At 55.5% G+C, this 3,649-nt stretch carries 2 protein-coding genes and 1 pseudogene; 1 reads left to right on the plus strand and 2 read right to left on the minus strand.

Annotated elements, in window-relative coordinates; all coding sequences use genetic code 11:
* Positions 1-35: 35 nt before the first annotated feature.
* A protein-coding gene (locus LI72_RS19845; protein ID WP_156139728.1) for an IS5 family transposase occupies positions 36-796 on the minus strand; the annotation gives its coding sequence in 2 pieces (ribosomal slippage) (positions 36-463 and positions 463-796; 762 coding nt in all).
* Between the two features lie 286 nt (positions 797-1,082).
* Here LI72_RS19845 and LI72_RS18615 point away from each other — a divergent pair.
* On the plus strand, positions 1,083-3,083 hold the full coding sequence (locus LI72_RS18615) for a hypothetical protein (protein WP_197051979.1): 2,001 nt from the start codon (positions 1,083-1,085) through the stop codon (positions 3,081-3,083).
* 134 nt (positions 3,084-3,217) lie between these two features.
* Here LI72_RS18615 and LI72_RS18795 read toward each other — a convergent pair.
* Positions 3,218-3,649: pseudogene (locus tag LI72_RS18795) on the minus strand (integrase core domain-containing protein); the annotation flags it as partial.

A 3,649-nucleotide genomic window follows, 5' to 3' on the forward strand; every position in this document is an offset into this window, starting at 1 on the left:
GAATCCCTTTTGTCAACACAGCCTAGGCTCAGGACTCATTGATTGATCCAGAAGATGACGGTTGCAGCGATGCAGATTGCGGACATGAAAGTGTGGGCGCATCGGTCGTAGCGTGTGTGGATGCGACGCCAGTCCTTGAGTTTGCCGAACATGTTCTCGATCCTGTGACGCTGGCGGTAGAGCACGGTATCATGTGGAATCGGCGCTTTGCGGTTAGCTTTTGACGGGATGCAGGCGATCATGCCGCGCTCGGCCAGGGCGGTGCGGAACCAGTCGGCATCGTAGCCTCGATCGCCCAACATTGCCTTGGAAGATGGCAAGGCGTCGATCATCATTGCCGCGCCCTTGTAGTCGCTCATCTGGCCTTCGCTGAGCAGCATGACGAGCGGGCGACCCATGCCATCGCATACCGCATGGAGCTTGGAGTTCAGGCCTCCTTTGGTGCGTCCGATACGTCGGGGAACAGCCCCTTTTTAAGCAGGCTGGCTGCCGTTCGGTGTGCTTTGAGGTGGGTGGCATCAATCATCAGTTGATCGGGCTTGCCGCCCTTCGCGGCTAAGGCAGCGAAGATCCTGTTGAATACGCCCATGCGGCTCCAGCGGATGAACCGGTTGTAGATCGTCTTGGCTGGCCCATACTCGACGGGGGCATCGCGCCAGCGCAAACCATTGCGGATCACGAAGATGATACCGCTGATAATCCGCCGGTCATCGACACGGGGCACCCCGTGCGACAACGGAAAATACGGCTCGATCCGACGCATTTGCGCCTCCGACAACCAGATCAGATCACCCATGGCAGCGCCTCCTTGCGCCGCCATTGAATCAACCGATCGCACACTCCGCAAGCGATTTAATAGGTCCTGAGCCTAGTTGCCATGTACCCGCTTTGGTCCACTTTCAGCACATCGGCGATTGACTTCTGAGTAAGATTTGCTTTCTGATCCTTATATTAGCCTTAACGGTGATACGCGGGTGGTGATGGTAAACGACGGTTTGACTCGGCGCGCCGCAGTGTCTGGTCTGGTAAGTGCGGCTGTGGCCCCTCATCTCGTGACTGCAGAGCTTGCAGTCTCGACAGCCTTGGCCGCATCCAACTTCTACGGAATTGCCCAATATGGGAACTTGGCTGCAGCCATTGCCGCTGGGGAAGCTGCTACAGATCTGGGCAGCCTTTTTTCAGTTGATGATGGTGTCGGTAATCTGGTCTTTCGAGCGAAAACCGTCGCCGGTTCGTTGGAGGTGGCCCGAACAATCACGCCAGCCTCTCTTGCCAGCCCAGAAGGGGCAGGCATCAGCGGCTATGCCAAAGGCGCTGCATTTGAGCCTGGGACGGTAGGTCACAAGCTGGCCCAAATTGTTCTGATTTCTGATGCTCCGTTTAACGCATCACCAGACGCAAGTGCCGCATCCAATGCAGATGCCATTATACTTGCTGCAGCAGCTGTCGGCGTTGGAGGTACCATTATCGTGCCTGATGGTATCTTCGTTATCGATCCGGTCGATATTTCAGGTGTCCATCTCGCCGGTACTGGCACATTACGTTCTACAAAAGCCGCCGAGGAGCAAGCACTATTAACGGCGATTGGTAGCAAGATCAGTGGTATAACTATCGATGCACCCACCTATTGTCTCTATGGGGTCAAGGCCGGTGGCGCGAATCCTCAAATTGATGGCGTGACCTTCACCGGGGCTTACGGTCATTGCGGATTGTTTGACGACGCTGATTACCCCTTGGTCACCCGTTGCGTGTTGCCAGAAGGCGGTGAGCACACGACGCCGTTTGTTTTTCAGAATTGTCGCCACCCCGCTGCGATCGGCAATACGATAGAGGAGCATACCGGCTTCGGCATCCAGTTTCGCTGGTCAACCGATTGTATGGCAAACAACAATCAGATCAGGCAGCGGGTTTACACGAAAGAGTTTGTCGCGACAGCTGCCACGCAGACATTTCGTTTCACGACAGGCCGCAGTGTGATGCGCTTCGCTGCATCGGCCAATGGCGTGTTCAAAGAAATTGGCGGTACGGTAAAAATAGTCGCTACTGAATTTGATGTTGAAGTATTAGGGCTCATCCCCGGGCAATCAGTGATTATTTACGGATTTGTCGGACTGGAGAGTATCCAGTTCAACTCTGGCTGCGACGGCTTTATTGCTGCTGGAAACATCATCACAGGTGGCGGCGATAGCGGCATCGTTGTCGGGGCTGATTATCATCTCGATGGCGAAGTTAGGGTGCTTGAATCAGGGGACGTTATTCAAAGCGACTGGCCACGTAATGGGACCATCGGTCCGAACAAAATTCGCGGCCCCATTCACGCGTCTGGCATTGCACTCAACCAGGCTGCCAATGTTATCGTCTCCGGTAACATAATCAGCGATGCAGGCTATATTAACGATCCGGCCTATCGCTGCGGGATAAGCTGTGGCGAAATTACAGGATGCCATGTCGATGGCAATGTCTACGAGGATCTGAATGGCCAGGCATCGGGGGCCGTTCGCTATCAGGGCGGGGATGTCAGCAATTCGTTTGGCTATAACAAAGGGTTGGGGTGCAGCAATTTTCAACCCTTTGCTGACACCAGTCCGAATCTACGGCGAACAGGCTTCACATTGACGGCTGCAATTCGGAACAACCTGATAACTCGACAGCTGGAAACGATGATGTCTAGCGGCTGGACAAGTGGCGCATACACCTCGACAGACTTTGCGCTGTCGATTTCGGGTGGCACTGGTCTTGAGCTCGAAACTGTCGATACCTTCGGGACCACTAGCGGACTACGAACTTCGACAGGTGAGTTTGTCGATCTCTCCATCGCTCCCCGGTCTTTGCCACAATTTCAGGACAGGTTTGTCAAAGTCAGCTTCTACTCGAAGGGCCAAGGATATGTAGAGCTGTTCTATGACTTTCCCGGCGACGACCCCGAACCACGCTACACTTTCAACATCAACGATGCTGATCATACGTACCATGAAGTTGTGATGGCGGTTGGCGCTATTGACGGACTTTTGTTGCGCATTGGTTCTGGCCCGGGCGACGAAATGGTGCTGTCACTACTGGCGCTGGATACGTTGACTGTCTGACCTTCTTAGCTTGGCCCGTTTACCGCAATGGTTTTTGGGGACAATAACGTGCTTTCAGAGGATAACCCCCTCGAACCCACCAGCTGGATGCCCTGCCGGTGACGTGCCCCCCCAGCGTTGCCCAGCGGGGAATAGAGCCGGGCGGTTGTTTTGCGCATCAGCGCGGTTGAAGCAATGGGCTGCGTAGCGGAGCCCGTAGGGCGTAGCGAAGCAGGCCATTGCTTATTCAGTTCAGCGGCGAACGCCGCCGGGGTTGCGTAGCCGAGGGCCGAGTGCGGTCTCTCCCGGTTGTAATCCTAGCCCCAGGCAGCGATCTCGACCCGGGCATGGGCACGGCTCATGAACAGGGTATCGTTCAACAGCTCGTCGCGCATGTGACCGTGGAAGCTCTCGACATAGCCGTTCTGAATCGGCTTGCCTGGAGCGATGTAATGCCACTCGACGCCGATCTGCCCGCACCATGCGAGCACGGCATTGCTGGTGAACTCCGTGCCATTATCGCTGACGATCATCCCCGGCTTGTCGCGCTGTGCGATCAGCTGGACGCCTCGAAGGACCGTCTGATT

The organism is Sphingomonas sp. 35-24ZXX (genome assembly GCF_000786215.1).
In the GTDB taxonomy this organism is placed as follows: domain Bacteria; phylum Pseudomonadota; class Alphaproteobacteria; order Sphingomonadales; family Sphingomonadaceae; genus Blastomonas.